General features: G+C 36.6%; 15 protein-coding genes. 5 read left to right on the top strand and 10 right to left on the bottom strand.

The window, feature by feature from the left end; genetic code table 11:
* Nucleotides 1-5 precede the first annotated feature (5 nt).
* The 10 genes from ACJJVU_RS12990 to ACJJVU_RS13035 all read right to left on the bottom strand — a co-directional run bounded on the left by ACJJVU_RS12990 (nt 6) and on the right by ACJJVU_RS13035 (nt 11,885).
* The gene (locus ACJJVU_RS12990; RefSeq protein WP_405226212.1) at nt 6-2,240 is read right to left on the bottom strand and encodes a heparinase II/III family protein; all 2,235 of its coding nucleotides are present in this window, start codon (nt 2,238-2,240) and stop codon (nt 6-8) included.
* The gene (locus tag ACJJVU_RS12995) at nt 2,240-4,540 is read right to left on the bottom strand and encodes a chondroitinase-B domain-containing protein (protein ID WP_405226215.1); all 2,301 of its coding nucleotides are present in this window, start codon (nt 4,538-4,540) and stop codon (nt 2,240-2,242) included. Before ACJJVU_RS12995 ends, ACJJVU_RS12990 begins: the two co-directional genes overlap by 1 nt.
* Nucleotides 4,541-4,975: 435 nt before the next feature.
* On the bottom strand, nt 4,976-5,818 hold the full coding sequence (locus ACJJVU_RS13000; RefSeq protein WP_405226218.1) for a hypothetical protein: 843 nt from the start codon (nt 5,816-5,818) through the stop codon (nt 4,976-4,978).
* Nucleotides 5,819-5,828: 10 nt separating this feature from the next.
* Nucleotides 5,829-6,218: a hypothetical protein gene (locus ACJJVU_RS13005; RefSeq protein WP_339847169.1), complete on the bottom strand. Its 390-nt coding sequence runs from the start codon at nt 6,216-6,218 to the stop codon at nt 5,829-5,831.
* Between the two features lie 19 nt (nt 6,219-6,237).
* Nucleotides 6,238-6,663, bottom strand: a complete 426-nt coding sequence (locus ACJJVU_RS13010) for a hypothetical protein (protein ID WP_298326110.1) — start codon at nt 6,661-6,663, stop codon at nt 6,238-6,240.
* A gap of 15 nt (nt 6,664-6,678) precedes the next feature.
* Nucleotides 6,679-7,098, bottom strand: coding sequence for a GreA/GreB family elongation factor (locus ACJJVU_RS13015; protein ID WP_405226222.1), 420 nt, complete (start codon nt 7,096-7,098; stop codon nt 6,679-6,681).
* A 26-nt stretch (nt 7,099-7,124) separates the two neighbouring features.
* Nucleotides 7,125-8,423, bottom strand: coding sequence for a Glu/Leu/Phe/Val dehydrogenase (locus tag ACJJVU_RS13020; protein WP_405226225.1), 1,299 nt, complete (start codon nt 8,421-8,423; stop codon nt 7,125-7,127).
* Between the two features lie 482 nt (nt 8,424-8,905).
* Complete coding sequence (locus ACJJVU_RS13025; RefSeq protein ID WP_405226228.1) at nt 8,906-10,246, bottom strand: sigma-54-dependent transcriptional regulator; 1,341 nt, start codon at nt 10,244-10,246, stop codon at nt 8,906-8,908.
* 6 nt (nt 10,247-10,252) lie between these two features.
* Nucleotides 10,253-11,329, bottom strand: a complete 1,077-nt coding sequence (locus tag ACJJVU_RS13030) for a sensor histidine kinase (protein WP_405226231.1) — start codon at nt 11,327-11,329, stop codon at nt 10,253-10,255.
* 40 nt (nt 11,330-11,369) lie between these two features.
* Nucleotides 11,370-11,885 carry a DUF3124 domain-containing protein gene (locus tag ACJJVU_RS13035; RefSeq protein ID WP_405226234.1) on the bottom strand — a complete coding sequence of 172 codons (516 nt, stop codon included), beginning with the start codon at nt 11,883-11,885 and terminating at the stop codon, nt 11,370-11,372.
* Nucleotides 11,886-12,331: 446 nt separating this feature from the next.
* Between ACJJVU_RS13035 and ACJJVU_RS13040 the strand changes: the two genes are divergently transcribed.
* The 5 genes from ACJJVU_RS13040 to ACJJVU_RS13060 all read left to right on the top strand — a co-directional run bounded on the left by ACJJVU_RS13040 (nt 12,332) and on the right by ACJJVU_RS13060 (nt 26,423).
* The gene (locus ACJJVU_RS13040; RefSeq protein ID WP_405226237.1) at nt 12,332-14,821 is read left to right on the top strand and encodes a hypothetical protein; all 2,490 of its coding nucleotides are present in this window, start codon (nt 12,332-12,334) and stop codon (nt 14,819-14,821) included.
* A gap of 10 nt (nt 14,822-14,831) precedes the next feature.
* Nucleotides 14,832-18,761: a fibronectin type III domain-containing protein gene (locus ACJJVU_RS13045; RefSeq protein WP_405226240.1), complete on the top strand. Its 3,930-nt coding sequence runs from the start codon at nt 14,832-14,834 to the stop codon at nt 18,759-18,761.
* Nucleotides 18,730-19,278: a hypothetical protein gene (locus tag ACJJVU_RS13050; RefSeq protein ID WP_405226243.1), complete on the top strand. Its 549-nt coding sequence runs from the start codon at nt 18,730-18,732 to the stop codon at nt 19,276-19,278. Before ACJJVU_RS13045 ends, ACJJVU_RS13050 begins: the two co-directional genes overlap by 32 nt.
* Before the next feature lie 178 nt (nt 19,279-19,456).
* Nucleotides 19,457-24,349: a hypothetical protein gene (locus ACJJVU_RS13055; protein ID WP_405226246.1), complete on the top strand. Its 4,893-nt coding sequence runs from the start codon at nt 19,457-19,459 to the stop codon at nt 24,347-24,349.
* Nucleotide 24,350: 1 nt separating this feature from the next.
* On the top strand, nt 24,351-26,423 hold the full coding sequence (locus ACJJVU_RS13060) for a hypothetical protein (protein WP_405226249.1): 2,073 nt from the start codon (nt 24,351-24,353) through the stop codon (nt 26,421-26,423).
* Nucleotides 26,424-26,433: the final 10 nt, after the last annotated feature.

Here is a 26,433-nt window from a genome sequence, read left to right on the forward strand (position 1 = left end):
AAGTCTTACTTAATTTTATATTCTAGCAGAGCTGCGGGAGCTAGCGGCTGAGATATGTTTTGTTTTCCTTGGGTAATCGTAACAGTGGTAGGCTTATCACTTAATAGTGTAATGTATAAACGGTCGTTTTCTACTTGCGTCATCACATCGGCCTCTTGTGAAAAATCAATAATCACATCACCTATTGTTAATTGGGAAGTAGCAAATGATATGTTAGTATCATCCTTAGATAAGGTGGTACTATTGTTTTGAGTTTCACTAGTAGTGCTAATTGACCAACCAGCAAATTCGCTACCCATGCTATCTTCATCTATTCTCTTGTCGTAGGTATTAAATGGATAAAGCACCGTCACAAAACTGAAGTTATCTGCAGCTGCTTTTTGCACAACAGACCACTCTTTACCACGTTTACCGTCTGTAACTACTTTATCTACGGCTTGTAGTTGTAAAATATCTAAGCCGCTTCCATTATCAAAAGTAGCTCTAAGTAACTCTGGGCTATGCTCACTACTATAATGACCTTGCCATACTTGCTTGTAAGTATGTGGAGCTTTTGATTCAAAATTATCTTTTACAATCCAGAATTCATTCTCAACATTTATCACTTGTCTAGTATAACTGACACCTATATTTTCAAATCCGTTGTGAGAACCTACAAACACATCTGCTGTAGCATTTGTACTCCACCCTAAGACCTTTGGCGTAGGAAGTTCTTTAAATTTCCCGAAGCCGCTTCCTCCTTTATTTGAAGTGTATTGCTTGCCTTGCAGCTCGTTATCTACAAGCGCCACATTTTTTACCATACTATTTTTAAATAGCTCAAGATCTTCTAGCGAGTAACGTACTTGGTAGTTAGGCAAAACTACCTTCTCATTTGCCATTGCTTGTATTCCTAGCATATCTCCATGCTGATGGTCAGGTTTATCTGCATCAAGTCCGGCAGCTATAACAAGCATATTATCTTGGTCATTCCACCCTTCCCGCATGATATAATACCCAGTGTTTTCAAAAGCATAAGATCCTACTTGAGGCGCTGTAGCTTTAATTTCTTTTAAAGCACCTAGTTGTTCCTTACTTAAATTCCATAAATACTTAGGCTTTACTGTGCTTTTTGCAAAGTATCCCATTTCCGGATCATCAAATAAAAGATACCCCAAGGTAAGTGTACCAGAAATGTCGTTTTTCTCTGCCCAAGGTGCATCTGTATCATCAGATAATACTGGTGCAGATCCGTCTGGAAATGCGATTTTAGTAAGTGTAGTAAAAAGAGATTTTAAACGTTCTTCCCAGATGGCGCTTACTTTCTTATTACTTTTTTGAGCGAGTTGATAGATATAAAAGTAGTTATCAATATCACTTTGATGATAATGAATGGTACGTTCAAACTGAAAACCATCTCCATTAATCTCGCGCTGCAAGTGCTGCTCGAGAATACTCATCGCTCTTTCATACCATAAATCTGCATCTTGAAAATCACTGAAAATAATGGCAAGCATAGCCAGCGCACTTAATCCTCTCGTTTGGTGATTACCAGATTTAAACTCGGCATTATTTTCATATAAATGTGAAGCGTGTTGCAACAATGTTGCTACCGTAGTAAGCTGCTCTTTATCTGAATATGCTTTTTCTCCAAGAAATCCATTATGAATTTGCAGCCAATTGAGAACTCTGTAACCAGATCTAAAGGCTTCGTAAACTCCGTTTCCATCGGGAATAGTTTCATATTCACCTGTGATTAACGCATCATTGAGTGACTGTAATTGACCAGTGAAGTAATCTATATATTGTGCATCTTTATCCTTGTAGCGATATAGAAAGGCAATATCTACCATTTTATGCTGTCTCGCTAGGTGCCTGAGACCGTATGCATTGATGGGAGTTTCATTTTTGTAATTAAAAGGTAACTTCCAGTGCGTACTGGCATCAAATTTATCTAAGTGATCTTGAGCACGAGTAGTATGAGAAACCTCCATCGCTGGATACAATGTTTTATACTCCTCAAAACGAGTATCATTCTCTGTCCATTCGTAAAAGTAACGTTCTTGAAAAACAGTTCTAAAATGAGCAGCAAGCTTCTCTGGTGAGTCATCACCAAGTTCATCTTTAATCTCTTTTTTTAGATAAACAGCAAGGTCTTCTACAGCTACCACCTTATCTGATGGTAATTGCTGAGAACAAAGCGCAAGTGAAAATATACAAAAACACCACTTCAATAAAGGGAACTGTTGTGGCTTATACATTAGTAAACCAGTTTAAGTTTCAGATTTTGAACTACTTTTATTTCACCAGAGTTAGACACTGTATTGTCTATTGGTTCTTGACCTTTTTCTCCCCAAAGAACCGCGACATACTTCACACGATTATTTCTAAACGTGTTATTTGCTAGGGTAACATTTACGATACCTCTTGTCTGTAATAATATATTAGCGCTATCACTAGCACCACATTTTGTAAATGTATTACCCGTAACCACAAGGCTTCCACCTATAGTAGACTCATCATAACCTCCACGGTAATAATCTAGCACGTCACTAGCTACATTTTCAAACTGAGAATCTTGAATAAATACAAAAGCTGCATTATAATCACCTTTATCATTTACTTCTTTATTGAGTTGGATACCACGCTGCGTGTTTTTAATCACACTATTTTTAATCATAATAGTATCAGCAAAAGATGCTTTACTGGTTTCTAACACACTTTTAAATCCGTCTATTTCTACATTGTCAAGCCATAATTCATAAGACTGCCCCATGTTTTTATCAAGGGTTGCAAAAGCATCTGTAGTTGACGTTCCTTTAAGTGAAATGTTTTTAAGCTTGAGTTTTGCTCTTGGTTGTAGCTCAAAACCTTTGGCAGTGTTACTAAAAGTAAGTACCGGTTTTTCTGAAGATGAGGATTGAAGAGTTACCGCTTTCGCGAAAGCGTACTTTTCATTAATCTCATAATTACCAGCGCTAAGCTCTATAGTATCTCCATCATTACTTGTCGCAACAGCCTCTGTAAGTTCTGCTGCAGTTGATACTTTTATCGTTTTTCCTGCTTGCTTTTCTGGATGTGGGTTGAACCATGACGTCCCGTAATTAGTTACGTCGAGCAACGCCGATGCACTCGTACTAGCTCCTGCAATTGCCCCCACCTTATTAGTGGACGCTCTTTTATTATCAAAAATATCCGCCTCAATCTTATCAAAGTCAAATCCATTATACATCTCAGTCTCTAGTGATTCTGGGGATTGGAAGATTTCTGTAGGTGATGATAATGTTACTTCTTTAGTTAACAAACCGTCTGTTTGATAAGCACTTTTATTTTCTACATTGAGTATGTTATTTTTAAAAGTAACGCCAGTGATGCTATCGTAATTTTTGATGATTTCTGTAGTTTCAATATCTCCGTACACTAAGTTATTTGCCACAATCATACGTTCTGCACGTGCCGAACGTATTTCTGAAGCCGGAAGGACTTCTGCCTGACTTAGGTTTGCTCCTACTCCAAAATGCCAAGGCGACTTTGTATTTATAAATGAATTGTGAGCGACTACCACATCTGTAACCTGATTATAACGATTAAGCGGGGACTTAGGAATACCATTCATTACTGCGAGCGGTGCGCGAAATTCATTTCCTTTTAAGTTATAGAAGTAGTTATTTACAATAAGATGACCTGTATTTATGACACGTATACCTCCAATAAACTCAGATGCATCATTACCTATAAATACATTACCATCTATGGTCGCATAATTACCGTGACGAAGCACTAGCGAACCTTCTGACTCAAAAAAGACATTATTTTTAAAGGTATTATAATTAGACTTACTTGAGATAATCTCTACTTCACCATTACACTTTTCAAAATAATTGTGTTCTACATTTACATAACCCGGTGTCATAGACGTGTAGCTGTCTCCTAGTTGCATAGTCTCAGCACGAGGCCCACCTTTTCTAGGACGTGGTCCAAAGTGGTTATCCTTAATCTGGTGATAGGTATTTACATTTTCATTACCCTTTAAAAACACGCGAAGCGTAGGCCCTTGGTTTGTTTTACCAGTAATATAATTATGATCAAATGTATTGTGCTGTCCCCATAATTCTATCCAGTGATTTTTACTATCACGATCTGGGTTTGTAAAATCTTCTATCACGCAATCTGTTACACGCGAGTGATATGCTATCCTCTCATCATCTATTTTAAATCGGATAATGGCATTCTCTGTAGTAAATCCATTTTTAAAATAAAGTCCTTCTACTACAAGGTGCTTCCCTCCTAGTTTAAGTGAAGAGTTACCTTCTAAAATTACTTTCCCAGCATTTTCTGCCTTAAGAGTAATTGGATTATCCTCCGTACCTTCTCCGTAAAATTTAATAGCTAGATCTTTCCACACGCCATCTTTAAGACTGATTACATCTCCTGGCTTTGCATCTTTAATTGCTTCTTTTAATTCCTCTGGGGTAGTGACTGTCTGTGACAATGTAGGCATAGGCTCCTTACAAGAAGTAAAGACAATAAGGCTACAAAAGAGAAGAAGATATCGAGTCATAAATATGTTGTGAGTACTAAGAGTACGCTTTCGCGAAAGCAAAAAACAATACACTTATATTAGAATTATCTAAAATTACTCACCTGCAACATCAATGTTTGAGCGTAAAATAATTTTAAATTTAAGCTTAATACAAATTGGTTATCCAAACTGGTTTACCAATTTATAATCTCAAATATATAGATAATTACGATACTCACAATTATTTACACAATTATTTATTGAATTATAATTAAACAAGGAAGTAATCACTTATTTCCACACTCAAAGGTATTACTAGCTGAATGATGGAAAATAAGAGTAGACAAAAATAGGTGCGTATAATGAAGCTCTATTCAAATATAGGTGCAGATACAATACTACTTAGAAGTAGAATTACTAGCGCTCCAAGAATTATTATAATGATATAAAATTTACGATTGCTCATCACAATGGTTATTGGTGTAATGCAATCAAAGGACTTGAAGATAAGGGCCCTAAATTTGTGATGGTTGAATGACCTAATCCATACTTGCGGAGAAAATCTGGCTTTTTATCAATCAAGCTAATGATATGGTTGCTATGAGTATTTGCAAACTCCTTGATGTCTGATGTCGTGTTTAGATAATCAACTACTACTGAACTATTAGTAAGCGTTCTCAAGTAATAACACACCTTCGTCTGGTTACTTATCTGTTGATTAGTCATCTCGTTCATACTGTTGCTCACAACAATCTTGAGCGAACCATTTGAAAGTTTTACGATTTCATACCAGCTCTCTATTTCCTCTTCAGATATTTCTGATTTAAAATCTGATACTAATGCAAAGACGGGGTTTCTTTTTTGTTTGGTAGCCGTAGGCATTATGAGAATAGGACATGCTCTTATTTCATCGATGATAAGACTGGTGTTTTTACAGTACATATTAACATCTCTATTTAATTTGTCCTTACAAGAAACTACCACAATGTCAATCCCTAGCTCGGTGATATTTTTTCTCATACCAGAGATAAGTCCGGTGCACTCTGAGATTGCATTAAAGCTGTGATTCTTATTTCTACTATTATAAGAGTATTTTTTAATCAAGCGCCCTAGGCGCTTTTGCGATTCTAGTTTAGGACGTTCAAACCAATCCTCATCTGCTTGTAGTAGTTGGATTGCATTGAGACCTTGAACGTTGTAATTGTAGGTATTGAGAAAATAGAATTCACACACTTCTCTTTTAAAGAATTTGACAGCATAATCTATAGCATCACAGTTATGATGATTTAAATAAATAGGTATTAATATCTTTTTCATATCTCTATTTTTAGCTGCGTTTATATTTAGAGAGCGCTATGTAAATAACCTTCCTTAGTTGTTTAAATTCAATCATAAGATTGCTATATAAATCTCTTCTCCCCTCGTGTTCTTTTGCTCTTACTACATCATATGTTCTTTCACTGTATTCATATTCACGTTTTAATTCTTGCTCATATTTGCACAATGAAGCCATAACGAGGGTGTTTTTCCTTCTAAAACCCTGTAGCATTGCAGAAAGGGTGCTATTTTTAATAAGTCTTTTCTCTATTAATTGCAGGTAATCAATTTCAAGATTAATACTTTCAATGGCGTCTATCCATTGGCTCAATTCAATGAGGTCTTTTTCTATAAACAACCTTCTATAAGCGTCGATTTTATGTGATAATATGGTATCCAAGTAGTAAGTTTTTTTGGCATTATGCAGGTTGTGCTACTTGAGAAATTTTTCCTTGAAGCTCTTTAAAAAAAGTGTCCTTAAGTTTACGGTACTTATCTATGTGAAAGAGGTACATCCTTCTACATTTTTCATGTTCTTGTATAAACGTCATATCACAATGAACATCCTCACACTCTGCAATAGTATCTCTAGAAACTTTAAATTTTTGAAGCTCTACCAAGATTACATCATTCTCTACTTGCTTCATTTCAAACCGCTGAGAGGTAGATTCTTGTTCTAATCTTTTTTGAGCCGGCTGTGCATTATAAAACTGTATGAGATTGCCTAGCTCTTTACGTATGTAGGTAAGGTGATTAATCCAATTATGAAGCTCCATCGTGTTGATTTTATGGGCAACATCTACCTCACTGTCGTGAGCATATATTTCTATATTTAATCCTTTCATAATGTATATTTTTTATTAGAGAACAACTTCCATAGTGTGTTCTAGTGCATCTTGTATAACCTTTGTTATGGTGAGTTCCTGCATTCCAGTAGGAAACATCCAGCTTATAATAGCACCTTCCTTATTACCAAATATTGCCGATCCCATAGGTGTGAGCACAGAGACCTTACTCAACGCCACATCCTTATCTGCAGGTACAACTACTTGTAGTGTTTTCTCCCAGCCTCGATCTGAGGATACTGTTACCTTGCTATTAAAACGTATTACGTTTAAAGGCATGTCACAGTCATCTACTATATGAGCACTTTTAAGCTCATTACTCAACCGCTGCAATGACTTTTGCGTTTTAAAATCATCTACATATCCCGAGATATTGAGTACGCGTTTTAAAAACACGTACTCTCTCTTTTCTAATATTAAACCTTCACAATCCATATTATAATAATTAGATGTACTTAGTATTAAGGGAAAATCCCTCGTTGTATGTAAGCCTTTTCTATTCTCTTTATGGCAATACAATAAGCCGCTGTTCTCATATCCATAGACTCACTTTGAGCAAAAGCATGGACCTTATTAAATGATTCTCTCATTTTTTTCTCTAGCTTAACCATCACCTCATCCAGTTGCCATAACTCTCCGTTACGGTTTTGTAACCACTCAAAATAACTTCCTATTACTCCTCCAGAATTACATAGAATATCAGGAATGATAGTGATTCCTCTATCTAAGAGTATACGCTCACCGTCACCATTAGTAGGTCCGTTTGCACCTTCGGCAATGAGTCTTGCTTTTATAGTAGGCGCATTTTCCTTAGTAATTTGATTTCCTAAAGCTGCAGGAATACAGATATCACAATCTATGGCATAAAAGTCATTTTGTGCTGGTACAGCAGATTCTGGAAAGTCCACAATACTTCCATTATTTACCTTGCTATAATTAAACAGGTCCTCTACATTAATTCCTTCTTTATTCTCGATAGCGCCAAAAGCATCTTGAACGGCTACTAGCTTTGCACCTTCTTGCTCTAGAAAATGTGCAGCCCAGTAACCTACGTTACCAAAACCTTGAACGATAAATTTTTTATTATCTAAAGACTCCTCATTGCGCTCTGCCCAATATTTAATGGTGAGATATACACCGTAACCTGTTGCACGATCACGGCCCTCTAATCCTCCACTTCCATCTGGTTTTCCCGTAACTACATGCTGGTTTGCTGTGCGCTCTGCTGGAGGACGCGTACTCATATACGTATCTGCCATCCATGCCATGGTCTGGCTATTTGTATTTACATCTGGTGCAGGAATATCATGTTCTGGACCTATATTATCTGCAAGAGCAAACGTAAATCTGCGCGTAATACGCTCTAATTCTGTTTGAGAATATTTTGAAGGATCTAGCTGGATACCACCTTTACCACCACCATAAGGAAGACCTGCAAGTGATGTTTTCCAGGTCATCCACATAGCAAGAGCTCTCGCTGCATCAATATCTACCGTAGGGTGATAGCGTAAACCACCCTTGTAAGGTCCTAAGGCATTGTTGTGCTGCACTCTATATCCTGTAAAAATCTCAACATCTCCATTATCCATTTTTACTGGAAAATGAACCACAATCTCATTGTTTGTGATGCTCAAGATTTTTCTAATGCTAGGGTGAAGTTCAATATGATCTGCAGCACTGTTAAACTGCTCCATCACATTATCCATCATACCTCTCACAGGTACTTTTTTACTCTTCTTATCTAAAGTTACTACTTCCATAATCAAAGCCACTAGTGCTATTTATATATTATTTAAAAAGACGATTTGAAATACTTCTTTCCTTGTATCTCTCTGTGATATATTTACTTTTTGGTTTTTTGCTACCCGCTTTTTTTGGAGCTATAGCGCTTAACATTGAATTGAAATTCATCTTTACTACTCTTTAAATTGTTTCTTATTTGTTATTGTTTCACAAAGATTTGAAGCCCTAGTCACCTACATAGATGATATAAGCTTCTTTTACTTTGATAAGATAATGGCAATCTATATGCCAGTGCGCGTGCCAGAAAGATGCACAAATAGAAGAACGCAATGTTTAAAAGGGTTTTCACGCTTTCGCGAAAGCGTAACAAGAAACCACAGCCGAGTAATAATTACCCAGCTGAGGAAAAATGAATCGCTAATTAATATTATTTTATGGAAAAATGGATGCAATATTCATACAGTAGCATGGGTATGAAATCACCTTTTGAAAGAGCCTATTAATCTTCTAACTTACTACGCAAAGTCTTGCGGTCTATGCCTAGAATTTGGGCTGCTTTGGTTTTATTGTTTTCCATAGCACTCAGCACTTTCCTTATATGAATTTTCTCCATTTCCTTGAGGGAAAGTAAGCCATCCTCAGGAAAATCAATAGCATATTTAAGAGCTTCTGGGAGGTGTGCAACTTCAACGACTTTATCACACATAATAACGGCTCTCTGTAAGATATTTTCAAGTTCGCGTATGTTACCAGGCCAGTCATAACGTTGTAAAATGGCTGTTGCTTCTGGTGTGATTTTTATAAAACGATCTTTGAACTCTACGCCATACTTAAAAAGAAACTTTTCAATAAGCAAAGGAATATCCTCCTTACGTTCTCGCAGTGGAGCGACATCAACCTCAACCACGGTAAGACGGTAATAGAGGTCTTCTCTAAAAGTTCCTTTTTTTATCATCTCCTTGAGATCACTATTGGTTGCTGCGATAACGCGGACGTCTATTTTATCAGGTTTTTGAGCGCCTACTTTTACCACTTCCTTTTCTTGAAGTACGCGCAGTAATCGTGATTGTACCGCTGTAGATGCGTTACCTATCTCATCGAGGAAAATAGTCCCACCATTTGCCGCTTGAAAAAAGCCATCCCGGTTTTTATCGGCTCCTGTAAATGCACCTTTTGTATACCCAAACAATTCTGACTCTAATAGATTTTCTGGGATACCGCCACAGTTTACGGCAATAAACGGTGCTCGCGAAAATTTACCTTGGTAATGAATAGCTCTTGCCACAAGCTCTTTACCAGTACCACTCTCACCTTTGATAAATATGGTTGCTTTATTATCCTTTACACGCTCTATAATCTCGATAACACTATTAATCTTATCAGAGTTTCCTATAATCTCACCATAGGGTTTGTGCTGTGTGTTACTCGTAAGCTGATGTTCTTTGCGACTAGTAGCTAAACTTCCGTCATCATTTACGAATGACTTATTAATGGCCGCTTTTAATTCGATTTTAGTAAAAGGCTTGGTCAGATAATCTACAACTCCAGACTTTATCGCAGCGAGGGAATCTTGGACAGAGGGATAGCCAGTCACTATAAGTTTAGGCAACTGTGGGTAATGCTCAGACACAAAATTAATGAGTTCTGTGCCATCTATCTCTGGCATTTTGAGATCTGTAATAAGTAAATCTATATGTGTATCACGTAGTATTTGAACTGCCTCTTTTACAGACACTGCCTTATAGGTATGATAGTTCCATGATTGCAAGTGACGCTGCAACAGCTCTAAGATGTTGATATCATCATCTACTATTAATATGTTCTCTTTATTGAGTTGCATAGCGTCTTAAAATCTAGGTAGCATTACGGTAAATGTAGCGCCTTTGTCTTTATTATTTCTAGCTGTAATAGTTCCCTTGTGACTGGCTACAATACCATGTACCACACTAAGACCCAGCCCAGAGCCATCACCCGTAGGTTTTGTTGTAAAAAAAGGCTGAAACACTTTATCTAGCACCTCACTAGATAATCCTACGCCTTCGTCTTTAATTTTTAAAATAATAGATCGATCAGATTGCGATGCCGTTATTGTTACAAGTCCGTTTTCTGGCGAAAAATAAATAGCATTTATGATTAGATTAAAGATAATCTGAGTGATTTGAATCGTATCTGCTTTAAGCCATAGTTCTTGATCATCAATGTCTATCAGATAATTAACCTTTGCTTTTTTAAACGAAGCTTCTAGTAATGCTACGGCACCTTTAATACTAGGCACCATATTAAGCGCTTGCATTTCTTGCGGCATCTCACAGGCAAAAAACATTAACTTTTTTACAACCTCACGAGAGAAAATAGCATTCTTTATAATCTTATCAAGATCTTCTGTTGCGCTTTCATTACTCGCTATATCTTCTTTTAAAAGCTCTGCAAATCCTAAAATATTGGCTAGTGGCGTGTTGAGTTCATGTGCAATTCCCGCAGTAATCTCACCTAGAATACCCAGACGATCTGCACGTTCCATCTGCCTTTTGAGAGAGGTTTCATTTTGCTGTATTTCTATACGCTCTAGTAGGTTTCCTATTTTCTGAGCGACACTATCCAGTAATTGTTTTTCTTCCTTTAAAAAAGAGCTCTTACCTATCAAGTAGGAAGTAATCATCCCATTAGGCTTATTGAATACTTGAATTGGCGCTTCTAGACAGATTGCTTCATTGGCACGCTCTGTAATGGTGGACCATAATGAGGTTTCAATAGAAATCTCTGTATTGCTAGGATATTGAAAGCCTTTCTTTAAGCTAAATGCAATAGCATCAAGCGTTTCTTGCATTTGATCTACATCTGTATGTACAATAATAGAGGACACTTCATAAAGGCAAGTAAGCTCTTTAATTCTTTCTTTAAGTTCGTCTTCTGTGGTTGCCATACCTAATGGAATTTCATTTATTTACAAATAGCTACTGCCTTTAAGAACTCAACAGCTTTTTACCTGTAGTCACAAAAGAAATTCCTTGCTGGCCGTAGGTACTTATCATAATCGCCTCAATGATAGGCTCATTAGTATCAGGCTGTATTTTCCAGTCGAAGATAAAGTTTGCGCCTGTTCCTCCTTCTTTATCCACACCGTCTATAACAATCTGAACGGTCTCCATAGGGTTGATAAAAATGGTTTTTTCAAAATACACGCGAATTGGCTTGCCGTAGGTGTTATAATACACTGCCTTATCCACATACACCTGCGCTTCTCGATTAGGATTATGCAAGCTTATCGTCGCCGTTAAGTCTGCCTGATCATTTTCTGTGCGTAGGTAAATTTGAGAGTAAATAGATAAAAAGGTACTCCCCGACTCGAGCGAATCATTTATAGCTGTCTTCACTGTTCTCTTCTCCCAGTTCACTGGGTCTACAGAACTAAGTGGCTTGGGCTCCTCACATGAAAGAAGTAATAGATATACTAAGACAAAAGGAAGTAAATATTTCATAATAGGGTCGAGATATATTTAAGGTGTACATACTATAACAGATACGTACTACAAGATATCAAATTTCTGGATTTAAATTGGTGTGTGGTGTTTGTATCTGTTCTTTTGGAGGGAATGTTTCTAAAATCTAAAAAACATACAAGGGAATTCAGATTTTCACAAACTACATGAGCTAGCTAGTACCGAATTATTATAAACAACTGCTTTACAACTTCGTATATCACTATTTAGATAGGAAAATTTCAATAAAAATAAAATTTTTATGAATTTTCTTAATTCGTGTTAAGTACTGTAGAATATGACTATCCCGTATTAATTATTACAAGTACAAATTATGTGATTCGATGTAATCAACAATATCATCGCTAAGATGCAAAGCGCTAATATTGATTAACATTTATTTATATATTTTAGCCCTAACAAACTAACCATCTTTCTATTATCGCTTGAAGAAATTACTCCCTCACCTTCTTTTGCTATGCGCTATTTTTGCAAATGCACAAGATTTGACTCAGATAGGCAAAGCCAAGCTCTTTACATTGGGTGGTGGCGTTTCTGCAAACTCAGTGTACTATAATGGTGACGGACAGCGAGACCCTTTTACTTATGTTTTAAATGGTAATCTTAACCTAAACATAAGTGGTATTTACAACATCCCTATATCGTTTGCATATTCTAACCAAGATTTTAATTATAGTCAGCCATTTAAGTTCAATAGGCTTAGTTTAAATCCATCTTATAAATGGCTTACGGCTCATATAGGAGATGTATCTATGACATTCTCTCCTTATACCTTAAGTGGTCACCAATTTACTGGTTTAGGTTTTGACGCAACGCCTACAGCAAAGCTCAAACTGAGTGCTATGTACGGACGTTTGGTACGTCCCAATGAATATGACCCAGAAGATCCTCAAGCAGTACCTGCCTATAAACGTATAGGGTACGGATTAAAATCTGCTTATGATTTTGAAAAATTCTCCTTAGGCCTCACTTTCTTTGCAGCAAAGGATGAGGAAAACTCTGTAGAAAACCCATTTCCTGTAGAAACTGCTGTGAGTCCGCAAGACAATCTCGTCATAAGTGTGGATGGTAAAGTAAAACTTTTTGGATCTGCTATTCTTAATGTGGAGTATGCAACATCTGGAATTACAGACGACACGAGAGCTTCTGGTTCTCCAGAAAATGGCGGTCCTGTAGGGCTACTTTATAAAGGAAATGCTACTACCAGATACTATAATGCTTTTAACGCACAACTCTCTACCAGTGTAGGAAATGGAAGTGTAGGTGCTACGTATGAGCGCATAGATCCAGGGTATCAAACTCTAGGAGCTTATTTTTTTAATAATGACCTTGAAAATATCGCTGTAAATGCTTCTCAATCTATTTTTGATAGCGCTATAAATATCTCTGTAAATGCCGGACTCCAGCGAGATAATCTTGATAAAGCAAAAACATCTGAGTTACAACGAGTTGTTACTGCTGTAAACGTAAGTGTGAGAGCCACAGAAAAACTTAACATAAACGCCTCTTATTCTAACTTTCAGAGTGTAACAAACATTAGAGATCAGTTTGATTATATCAATGCCGTTACTCCCTTTGACAACATAGACACCTTAAACTTTAGGCAGTTATCTCGTAATGCGACCTTAAATCTCACCTATGCCATTGCAAAATCTAAAGAGCGTGTTCAAAACGCGAGCATAAATCTATCCATGCAGGATACAGAAGATTTGCAAGAGCAATTTTTATCTGGAACCCAGACCACTGTAGGAGCTACTACGTTTTATAATACGGGTGGAAATTACTCTATTAATTTTGTACCCATTGACCTTAGTGTGACCGCTGGTGTGAATGCCTCATTTAATAAAACATTAGAATCTAGCAACAATACCCTAGGACCTACCGTGGCAGTATCAAAACTCTTTTTTGATAAAAAACTACGAAGCTCCTTTGCTGCTTCTTATAATAGAAGTAGTGCAGATGGGGAGTTACAAAACACCATCCTCAACTTTAGAGCAAATGCTGGCTACCAGCTCTTTAAAAAACACCAATTTAACTTAAGCCTATTATCTCTTTTTAGAAATAATGCTACGGCTGCTACTAATAACCTTGCAAATGACTTTACAGCGACACTAGGCTATAACTATTCATTTACCGTAGGCAAACTCCCTGCTTTAAGATTTGGAGAGCGAGATTCTCGCGAGTCTTCCTCTGGACTTACAGAGATACAATTTAGGTCTGACGGGACAATCTATCAAGGAAACGCAAATGAACTTGACACACAGATATCTGACGCAAAAGATCGAGATGCTTTCTCATTCATACCACCTGTTGTAAAGGAAAAGGTAGATGGTGCAAAGTTTACGATGCTAGATCTAAAGACAGCAAAGGAGAAAGACCTTAGAGATGCTGCTATTGAATATCTCACAGAGGTGGATGATTATAACGCTTTCGCGAAAGCGTATGACCAAGCAATTCTTATCGCCGTAAGAAGATTAACGCCGGATGCCATGTACCTAGATGATACTATCGAGAAGGAATTTGCTATTGCAGGTGCAAAAGTGCAAGCACATCAATACAAAGGGATCCCACTTGCAGATGTGCCAGACAAAACGAGTTTAAGCTACAAGGACTATAAGATATATTATGATGCTTTTGAAATTAAACGAGAGAAACTCATAAATCACAGGTATATGCTAGAACGCATTGTTAAAATTAGATCTATGCGTGACTTAAAGGACGATAAACAGCTTAAACAGTTTAGAAAAGAGCTCGCTGCCAAAGTGTATGAGGCTTATGGAAACATTGCAAAAAACCCAACTTCCTTAAGCAAGGCACTCACCGTTGACCTTATTTTATACTATAAAAACCTAGCAACCAAGTTTGCTGATAAAGATGAGTACACAATAAAATACTTATCTAAAATAAAAAACTAATACAGACATAATGAAGCAATATCTCCTACAGTTATTCTTTTTGCTTTTTGCTATACAGGTAGTGATAGCACAGCAATTTCCTGTACAAGTAATCCCACAGACCATACCACCTAGGCCTGTAGTATTATCTGACTATGCAAATGCATCATCTGTTAATGATAAAGTGCGTGTGCAACTTATTCTCAATGACCTTACAGAGCTTAACCGCGAGGTACGCCTCAAGCTTTTTATAGAAGGACAAGGTATTAATGCACAGAGTAATGATGTGGTTGTAGGAGCCACTCCAATATTCCTGGAAGGTGGTGTCGCAACTACCTTAGGCACGGCACAACTAGCTCCTTATTTTGACCTTCAGAATTTACAAGGTATTTCTCCAGGAGTATATGGTAATTCCTTACCAGAAGGATCTTATAGCTTCTGTTTTGAAGTTTATGACTTATTTACTGGTAATGTAGTCTCGGGAAAGACTTGTACTAATTTTGTGCTTTTTGATAATGACCCTCCCCTACTTAACCTTCCATTAAATGCAGCGGGTATACAAGAGATGAACCCTCTTAATATTGTTTTCCAGTGGACACCTAGGCACATCAATGTTTCAAATGTACAGTATGAACTTATAGTTTCTGAAATCTGGGATCTTAACATAGACCCTCAAGCAGCGTTTTTATCGTCTCCTCCCATTTTTCAAACCACTACTACACAAACTACCTTCATTTATGATGGTTTACAACCTTCATTAATACCTGGTAAACGTTATGGATGGCGCGTGCGTGCCTTTGCCGCCGCAGGAGCCGAAGAAATAGGCGTATTTACAAATAATGGCTTTAGTGAGATCTTTTACTTTGACTACCAGACACAATGTGATGAGCCGCTATTTCCGGATGTAGAGGAGCTTACTAATCGCAGCGCGGAGCTTACCTGGCAAGGTAACTTTGACCATCTTGATTACACGGTAAAGTATCGCGAGAAAGATGCAGAATCAGAATGGTATGACTTAACTACTCCTCAAGATTATATCGAAATTGACAATCTTGAACCTGAGACTACCTATGAATATAAGATACAAGGTAACTGTATGTTTGGCAGTTATGGAGAGACTTTTATTCAAGAGTTTACAACACTTTCTGATGAAGCGTCTAGCTATCAAGGTTGTGCGATTGAGCCTGAGCCTATTCTTCTTGAAAACCAAGAGCGTCTTACGGAGCTTTTCTTATATGATAACTTTACTGCTGGTAAGTTTAAAGTACGCGTATTAGAAGTAGAGAATAGCACCTCGCCTTTTAAAGGTAAAGGATACGTCACCATACCGTGGCTAGGTTTTATTACTATCGCTGCAGAGTTTGAAAACATAGAACTCAACACCGATAAAGAGCTTATTTCTGGAGCAGTAGTTACTACTTATGATCCAGAGTGGGGTAATATAATAGAGGCCGATATTATCATCAATGCATTTGTTAATTTTTTTGATACTATTAGTGAACTTTTTAACACCAACGAAGTTATTGATGAAGTATATTTAGATGGAACAATTTCAGATGAGGAAATTCCAATTCTAACAGAAGAGCTTGAAAACATTAATCAGGCTATAGCTTCTCTTGAAGCTGGGCAGCCTTTGGATGATGAATCTCTAGCCCTACTTGCTGCTTTGCAAAATAACGGGCAGGTAGTCCAAGATGTCATAGCTAATGCATCTTCGGGTAATAGCTCTTTATCAGATACTCAGGGAGCATACGAGGCACAACAAGCTGTAAAAGACCTTACGCGAATAACAGTCTTTTTTAATGAATCTTCAACTGAATTAGATATTCCGGTTACGATTGCTATTCCTACTATGTCAGGAATCCCAATTCAAATTGATTCTTATTCGAAAATAGCGATAAACGATTTTGGTGGACTAGAATGGTTCGAAAAAGAAGGAGTTAGATATTTAGGTGTCTATACAACTAGTGGTTTTTTAGGTTATTATCCCAAACCATTTCTCAATGATATTGCAAACAACTCCTCTGGGCAGGTAATCCTAAATTCAGCAGAAAATATCGAATTATTAAAATCTAATGAGTTTTTGGGATTTACTATTGCCACACCTGGTAATCAGGCATTTACTCTTGCTAAAAGAGTAGAAGGAGAGGAAGCTACGCTAGATTGCACTTGCCAATATAATTGGATTGTTGAAAATACTTCTACAACAATAAAAACAAATGTTAAAACGCACATTCCACCACCTAATGCAATAGCGAGTAATTGTGCTGGGACAGCCTGTAATACGTCAATTGTTTTAGGAGGTCTAGGTAGTAATCTCTTTGATGCAATTACTGAATCAAATCCGGAAATTGCGCAAGACCCAGATAAATTTATAGAACTGGAAAATTTAAAGGTTTACCTCGACAATCTCACAGCTAATAAATCATTCGCACTTTTTAACACAGATGAACTTAAATATATAGGTCAGAATAGTCTTTCTGTTTATAGAACATACTTCAAGAATAATGTCATATACAATCTTTCTAAGTTTCAGGAACACTTTCCAGAAACAACTTTTTCTAGGGATGTTGAAATTATTTTCTCTTCCGTAAATTTAAGAGAAAATTTAAATGAGGATTATAATGTCAATTCTATAGATTATTTGAGAGGAGGGAATTATCACTACGCTTTTGCAGATTTAACTACTAGATATGCTGTAATTTATATTGAACAAATAACATCTATTGTTCCTATAATTTTTGAAATGGAAAATGCGAAAATTGCTCAAGCTATTTCTACACATAACGGCTATGAGCAATATGTGGCTAAATGGGGAACTGACGATGCGTGGATGTTTATTGCTCAATGGTCTGCAGTTTATGCCGAAGATTTAATTGAAGGTTACAGTGGTAACATGGCAACAGTAAAAATTTCTAAAATTTTTGGGCAGAGTGTAAAAACGCCAAGTTTATGGAAACGCTTCGTTGGGGTTTTTAAGAAATCGCAGAAGATGAAAAATCGCGCACAAGATTTATTTGCCAATAATCTTAAGGCACGAAATGTTATCAATCAAATGGCTGACAGCAAAGTTTTACAAGGTGCCTATGATAATACTGGTTTTAAATTCTATTTACCCAACAGTACAGGAGATGATTTATTAGAATTTGCAGAAGTAGCCTACGATGGGAGGATTACGATTAAAACAGAGAATTCTATAGCTAATTTATCAGATACCTTTGATGATGTCACCGAAATTAAAATAAATTTTCCAGAGGGAAGTAATATTAGAGTTGGCAGTCAGAATTACACAAGCGGATCTCTAGAAGTAGATAATCAAGGACTATTAAAATTCACAGGTAATGCTGTAGATAATGCATTAAATAAACTTCTATTAAATTCTGACTTCAATAAGATTTATAATGAATTTATAAATGGAACCGTTACTAGAAAATTCGCGGACATCTTAACGATTAGAGAAGAGTCTATTTACAAGTTCTACACAAATGATACTTATTATACATTTAACCAGTCTTTGATAAATGGATCAACAGCAGACGATATTTTAGAATTAGAAAATCTTTTAAATACAACGATGAATAAGTTACCAAGTTCTCCAGGAACCTATTTCCGAGGTATAGGAGCACCGGAAATAGATAAACTATCTTCAATCAATGTTGGAGATAATTTCACATATGATAATTTTCTATCTACTTCTGATGATATGGAAATTGCTGGTCGTTTCGCAGCTAAAAATTTAAACAAGACTAATGAGGCAGCCATTGTTATAGTAAAATCCAATAATGGTAAAAATATCCGAATCTATTCTGACGCTGAGTTTGAGCGTGAAATTTTACACAAAAGTAAAACTTCATTTAAAATGGAACTAATTGAGGAAAATTCAGCCTTAAATCCTTATCAAGTTGCTATAGATGGAGACGTTCCAATTTATGGAAAAAGATTCACAATCATTGAAAATTGAAAAAGACATGAAAGACCTTAAAAAATTAATAAGCGATTATAGTCTTAATTGGTTAAATAGTGATGAATTAATTCATCTACAGACTGTACACAAACTAGTAAGTTGGCATACCAAAACTGATATCGAAAAACAAGCTACTCGAAAAGCCAAACTACAAATGCTTCAAATACATTTTAAAGATGATTCTAGCATAAAATACCTTGACTTAGTAATCCAGATTTCAGATCAAATTTTATATTTAATTGAAAACACCAAGCAGTTTGAAATAAAAGACAGTTATACTGATAACAATCAGTTCTACTGGGCAAGGGTTCATAACATGTTATGGTGCGAAAAGGAATATCTTTTTTACCAAGAAAGTATCCAGTCAACTAGGCTACATGTACCAATTAAAATTTTTGATTCTCTCTTCAGTCATTTAGAAAAACTGCCTGAATTTAAAAAATTAAGATTTGATATATTCATGACAAATTATCAAGAAATGATTCAATTGTTTAATGATTCAAACGCTAGATGATTTGAATTGTCAGACTTTTGGAATCACCAAGGTGTTAACAACATATTATAGAGGGAAACGTACAGATTCCCATTTGTAAGAAACACTGCAAATCTCATAGGGGTTTTCAACACTATAAATAATCTTTAAGATGAATTATTATTTTAAAATTTTTTTTCTTCGTGCAATAGCAATATTTATGTTGATGCTATGCTTTCAATCTAGAGCCTCAACAGGCAAAGACTCTCTTGCGGTAGGGAAACGTACACGTACTTTTGCTACAGCTCCTGTAGCAAGTACGATCTCTGCAAATACAGAAGCGTTGCGCATTTCCAAGGAATCGTTACAACCGGCCAATTTTAAAACAAGGTCGTTTGCAGCGCTTGATAAGAAAATTGATACGCACTATGCAGAGATGGAGGAGAATTCTGCTTTTGAGTTTTCTAACAAGTATGTAGAAGAGCTTTTTCCCGTATCTGTAAATGATAGTACGCAGCTTCAAGGGATACTAGGTAAAGCTATTGGAATGTTTGAGCGTCTGGACGAAACTGGTAATATTGTGGATGTCTTAAGTATAGAAACTCTTATGGATCTTGTGAATCCACTCGAACCTATAGAATTCCCTATAGGTCTTAGTAAAACGATTGCAGGGTCTACTTATATTGTGGGTATAAGTGATGCTGCCTTCTACCCTACCTATACAGAGCTTACTATTTTTGTGCGTATTACTACGCCACAAAATGATGGACAAGGTGGTCAGAAACAGCTATTTTTTGGTGCGACAGGTATAAAAATGTCAAATGATGGAGGATTACTAGGTGATACTAAAATTGCATTATTAGGTGACTACCCTATTCCTATAAGTGGTAATAAAGGCTTACTGCTGCTTAAGGGTGGCTTTAATATGGAAACTGGCGATATTCAAGATAAAACGTATGTAACTATTGATTGTGATGGGTTTAAAAACTTATCTGTTCAAGGTGAACTACAATTCTCTAGAGACCACCTGCTTCCGGTTAAAGAAAATAATACTATTGATAATGATAACTATGTAGGTACTACCATAAAGAAAAGAGTAGGCGCTTCATTTGAAATATTTGCTAGTGATTGGAATGATATCATTGCAAACATCACCTTACCAAAATTTGTACTGACTAGCTGGAAAGACGGAATCATCTTTGAGCTTAATAATGCTGTTTTTGATTTTAGTGATGTTCGCAATTCTGAGAATGTCAATTTCCCTGAAAATTATGAGCAAGATTTTCTCGATGCAGATGCTCCAGAAATTTGGACAGGTGTGTATGTGCAATCATTACAGCTTATACTCCCAGAAAAATTTAAAAGGCGAGGTGCTACCGAACGTATCACCTTTGAAGGAACTAATTTAATTATTGATAATCAAGGAGTCACTGGAGATTTTACAGGTGATAATGTACTACCCTTAAATGAAGGTTCAGTTGCAAAGTGGCAATTTTCAATCGACCATATAGATTTAAATCTTTATGCAAATAATGTGACGTATGCCAGTTTTCGCGGAGGCGTAGTACTCCCTATATCAAAGGAAGCTACAGAGTCAGATGCTCAAGCTCAATTAGAACAAAGTCTTGCAGATGAGGCTGGAGAAGAAAACACAACACAGCCTACATCACCACCAGTCTCACTTTCTTATCTGGGGATTATAAATCCCGTGTTAGACGAGTATTCATTAACAGTGACGGCAATACGGGATGTTCCCGTACCCATAGGTTTTTTACATGCTGAGGCAGTTTTTTATGAAGATTCATATATTAAGCTAGATGTCATAGAAGGAGTGTTTAAACCAGAAGCTTATCTAAATGGAACGATGGCAATTAATGTAGATTCCTCAGATCCCCCACAAGGAGGCGCACCTCCACCCACTGAAGAAGAAGATGATGGAGAACCAAAGACCGTAGAATTTCAAGGAATTACTTTTCAAGGATTTCATTTGAGATCGATAGGTCCAAAACTACAAATACAACATCTAGGATATACAGAACCCATTGCTGTTGCAGGATTTCCAGTATCTCTAGATAATGTTCATATGGAAGCTCCTGATGGAGGGACTACTGCAAGTTTATATTTTGATCTTATTATAAACCTGCAAGATGAAGGTTTTGGAGCAACAACAAGTTTAAGCATCAATGGAAATCTTGATGAAACAGGTGATTTACTTAAATGGAAGTATGACAATATAGGCTTTACATCAATTGACATCATGGTGAACATTGCCGAGAAAATTTACATAGAAGGTAGTCTAGAGTTACTGGATGATGATGATACGTATGGAGATGGATTTGAAGGTAGTCTTTCTACTACTTTTGGAGGCTTAGGATCAGATGGATTAACGATAGATACATATGCTAGGTTTGGAAAAACAGATTTCCGTTATTGGTATGTAGATGGGCTCGTGTCTAATCTCAATATTGAAACTGCTACTGGACTTGCTATCAAAGGTTTTGGTGGAGGCGCATATTACCGCATGAAAAAACCTAGCTTTGGGTCTGCTACTAATCCATCTGGAGCAGATTACACTCCTGATATTGATGCTGGGCTAGGTGTTAAAGCAACAATCTTATATGCTGCCTCTGGCAACGAAAAGCTCTTTAATGGAAGTGCTAGCTTTGAGATAGCTTTTAGTAATAGTGGAGGATTGACTAGAATAAGCTTGTATGGAGAAGGTCACGCGATGCAAGATATCGAATTTGCAGACCCAAGAGCACAACTACAAGAAACACTTTCAGCAGTAGTTCTTAATGAAGCAGCCATTCCTCCAGCTATTCTCGAACTCTTGAAAATAGAAAGTCTTATTGAAACTTCTCAAACCGTTTACCCTGATAATGTTCAAGGCAAAATTGGTTTACATGCTTATGCAGCCATAGAATTTAATTTTGATACCAATACCTTACATGGAACATTTGATCTTTACGTAAATGCCGCTGGTGGTATTATAAGAGGTGCAGGGTCACAAGATAGAGCTGGATGGGCAGTACTCCACTTTGCTCCAGACACTTGGTATGTCCATATGGGTACGCCCACAGATCCACTTGGGGTGAAATTTGGTATTGAAGATTTCTCTATTGAAACTGGTAGTTACTTTATGGTAGGTGATGACATGCCTGCATTCCCAGCACCACGACAAGAAGTTATTAATCTCTTAGGTGTAGATATGGCAGAAGTAAACTCTAATAGAGAAGAGAATTTATTAAATGCCGGTCGCGGATTTGCATTTGGTATGAACTTTAGTATGGATACTGGTAACATAAGCTTCTTAATCTTTTATGCCCGATTGCAAGCCGGTGTAGGGTTTGATGTTATGGTAAAAGATTATGGGAATGCAGAATGTAATGGCAGTGGTCAAATAGGTATAGACGGATGGTATGCAAGTGGTCAAGCATATGCATACATTCAAGGGGAAATAGGAGTAAAAGTGCGTCTTTTATTTATTAAAAAAGACGTAAAAATACTAAGCGCAGGTCTTGCGATTTTAATGCAGGCAAAGCTACCTAACCCATCATGGTTCAAGGGATATGCTACTGGAAACTTTAGTGTGCTAGGAGGTCTTGTGAAAGGAAGATTTAGATTAAAAGTTGAACTTGGAGAGCAGTGTGAATTTGTAAATAGTGCTCCTTTAGGTGGCCTAAAAATTATAGCAGATATTGAGCCAGGCGATAGTGATACAGATGTAGATGTATTTACAGCACCACAAGTTGGTTTTAATATGCGCGTGAATCACGTGTTTGAGTTTGAAGACGAGCAAGGTACCTTTACATACCGTATCAAATTGAAAGAATTTAAAGTGACTAATGGCGGCGTTCCTATTGTGGGTACTACAGCGTGGAATGACAATAATGACCTCTTAACCTTTGCTCCAGAAGATGTGCTCCCTCCTACCACAGACTTACAACTTACAGTTACTGTGAATTTTGAGGAACGGGTAGATGGTGTATGGCAAATACTCACAGACAATGGTCAAGAAGCTGTTGAAACTGAAGTGCTTAATTTTACTACAGGTGAAGCTCCAGACTATATCCCGCTTTCTAATATTGCCTATATGTACCCTACAATTGATCAAAAGTTTGTACATAAGGATGAATATGGACAAGCGTTTGTGCAGTTAAAAACAGGTCAGGATTACCTCTTTGAAAACCTAGAAGGTTACAGCCAGAAAGCATACTTTGTTTCTAATCAAGGAAGTGACGATGTAGGTATAAGCTACAATGGGTCAGATAACAAGGTGTTTTTAAATATGCCTACCATGAGTGATGACTTAGATTACACCTTAACCATGGTTACAGAGCCTATAGCAACAGGAACTCAAGGCAGCTTAACGGAAACTTTTACTGAGCAAAACTTAGGTGAAGATACCGAGGTAGAGGTGCGCGAAGTAACCTTAGGACAAACGGTAATTAATGCTGAGGCGGTAGAGATGCTTTCTTTTGATTTTCACACGAGTGTATATAGCACTTTTGCTGAGAAAATTGCTTCAAAAGCGTATATCCAACCTATGGTTGAAATTATATACTCAGACGTACATGCGCTTCACACAAGGTCTAATGAAACTGAACGGTTTGATCTTGAAGAGGTAGAAGGTACAGTTCTTACTAATAATAAACCATTAATGAGAATAGAGGCAGATTTAAGTAATAATGCTTATTATCAAAATGAAATTTACCCGCTTCTTTATCAAGACTATTCAACACATAATTATACGGTTAATAGAGATGAATCAATATTAGGGCTACCTCCTATAAAATCTATGGATCTTTTAGAATGGTATCCAGTATATACCGCTACAGAACCTAATAATTATTTATTAAAGGAACGCATCCCGTTCAGGTATTTGCTACCTCTTACGTTTAAGCAAGATTTTATTGATATTCAATACAAAATAACAAATGCATATCTAGGTGGATCACCTCAATATGCTCAACATGTTGCTCAGTATGATTATATCATCAACGGGATTTTTCCTTACATAAAACAAGGAGATTACAATACAAAAATCAAATATGTACTTCCTGATGGCACCGTAACAAGTATCACAGATTACATGTACAACAAGCCTAATTAAAATGAAGTATAGACTATTTATAATTTTTATAATGTTCAGTATGTCTGCTACAGCTCAATCTGTAATAGACACTCTTGCAAAAAGTGATGACCGTATTGAGGTACTAGCAAGAATTTCTGAGACAGAAGCACTTTTAAGGTGGGCTCCTACTAAAGCCATTTCTTGGAAGCAATTAAATCAACATGGTTATATCATAGAACGATATACAATTATTAGAGATGGAAAAACGCTACCAGTACCAGAATCTCGTACACTTTCTTCTAATCCTATTGTACCACAACCCCTTGCTGCTTGGGAAGCGATTGTTCAAAACAATGACAATGCGGCCATCATTGCTCAAGCCATTTATGGAGAACGTTTTGATGTGAGCGGAACAGATAAAATTGAAGGAATCGTTGCTCTCTCAGAAGATCTAGAGCAACGCCATACGTTTGCATTGTACACCGCAGACCAAGATTTTGAAGTTGCAGTGATGGCAGGTTTAGGGTTTATAGATAAAACCGCTGCATCAAATGAAAAATACGTGTATCGTGTGATTTCAAATATTCCTAAGGAAATACGGGATGTAGAATATGGAGGTGTTTTTCAAGGCTATCAAGATTATGAACCGCTCCCTAAACCAATAGACTTAGTGAGTACATTTTCTGATGCTTCTACTTCACTAAGCTGGAACTATAAAATTCATAAAACAGTTTTTACTAGTTATAATATTGAGAGAGCACAAGAAGGTGAAACATTTAGAAAGATCAATCAACGACCTTATACTATGCTCAATCAAGCAGCAGATGAACGTACTGGTCGTATTTATTACATGGACTCCATTGCAAATAACAAAGGCTATAAATACAGAGTACAAGGTATTTCTGTTTTTGGAGAACTTGGTCCGTTTTCTGATGAAGCAGGAGGAACTGGAAGAGCTGCACTTAACTTTACTCCTTTCTTGTCTAAGAAAGAATTTATAGATGATGACACTGTAAATCTTATATGGGAATTTCCGGTAGAAGCTAATGATAAGATAAGCGGCTTTACATTAAATAAAGCTGATGGAAAGGGAGAGACTCAAGAAGTTCTTATTAAGAACATACCTCCTACGGGTCGATCCATAAAATATGACAAACTGATGTCATCTAACTATTTCACCATAAGTGCAGTAGGTAAATACGGTTCTCAAAAAAAATCATTTCCTATGCTAGTACAGCCTATTGATTCTATACCCCCCTCTAGACCTGTAGGTCTTACTGGCACAGTAGATAGTGTAGGTATTGTAAGAATTAAATGGGAAGCAAACACAGATAAAGATATATATGGGTACCGCGTCTTTAGAGGTAATATAGAAAGAGAAGAATTTAGCCAGATTACCGTAAACCCACTTGCAACTCCGGTTTACAGAGATACTATTACTATTACTAATTTAAATAGTAATGTATTTTACAAGGTTGTAGCGCTCGATTATCGTTATAATCAAAGTGAATTTTCTGATATTCTAAAAATAAAGAAACCAGATGTGGTACCACCTACCTCACCAGTATTTAAAAAGTTTAATGTTTCAAACGGAAACGTCATTTTAGATTGGGCAAAAAGCTCTAGCGAAGATGCAAAAACTACTCAATTATATCGCAAAGAAAATAATAGTCAAGACTGGTTGCTTATTTACGAAGGTAAAAGCGATGTTATTCATTATGTTGACAAAAAAGGGGAAGAAGGTAAACTCTATAGTTATACATTAATTGCTATAGATGAGAGTAAACTCGAGTCCACTCCTTCTCCATCTGTGTCTGTTACTATCCCAAAATCAAGTAAAGAAAATCAAGTGCGTAGTTTTACTGGAGTACCAAATAAGCTCCAGCAATCTATAGATATAAGCTGGGCATATAGAGCAGATGACATCTCTGAATTTGAAATTTACAAAGCTAAAACTGAGGAAAAGCTACGGCTATTACGTGTAGTACCTGCAGATACAAGGAGACTTACGGATACTAATCTTAAGATAAATACAAGCTATACCTATGGGATTAGAGCAGTTTTTAAGGATGGACGTATCAGTAAACTTAAAAAGATAACTGTAAAATATTAAAGTAGGTACG

Source organism: Dokdonia sp. Asnod1-B02 (assembly GCF_045063955.1).
Lineage (GTDB): Bacteria > Bacteroidota > Bacteroidia > Flavobacteriales > Flavobacteriaceae > Dokdonia.